This window comes from Blautia sp. DFI.6.71, from assembly GCF_020593585.1.
GTDB classification, from domain to species: Bacteria; Bacillota; Clostridia; order Lachnospirales; family Lachnospiraceae; genus Blautia_A; species Blautia_A wexlerae.
On the sequence record NZ_JAJDMJ010000200.1, the window covers coordinates 1 to 251 of the forward strand.

Sequence of the window (251 nt, forward strand, 5' to 3'; positions counted from 1 at the left end):
ATAGTGGCAGGGATGCCAAGGTTCCTGCAGTTTTCCTCTATGACATGTCTGTTTGCCTCATTGTAGCCCGGGTCCATGACGAGAAACTTCACATCAAAATCAAACTTGTTGTGATGCTTAAGCTCCTGAAAAAGCTTTGCCATAAGCATGGAATCCTTACCGCCCGAGATACACACCGCAATCTTATCCCCCGGCTTTACAAGCTCATAGGTATTTATCGCCTTTGTAAACTTGCGCCAGATGGATTTCTT

At 45.4% G+C, this 251-nt stretch carries 1 pseudogene; it reads right to left on the minus strand.

Annotation, left to right across the window (positions count from 1 at the left end):
- Positions 1-251, minus strand: a pseudogene (locus LJE12_RS19880) (ATP-binding protein); the annotation flags it as partial.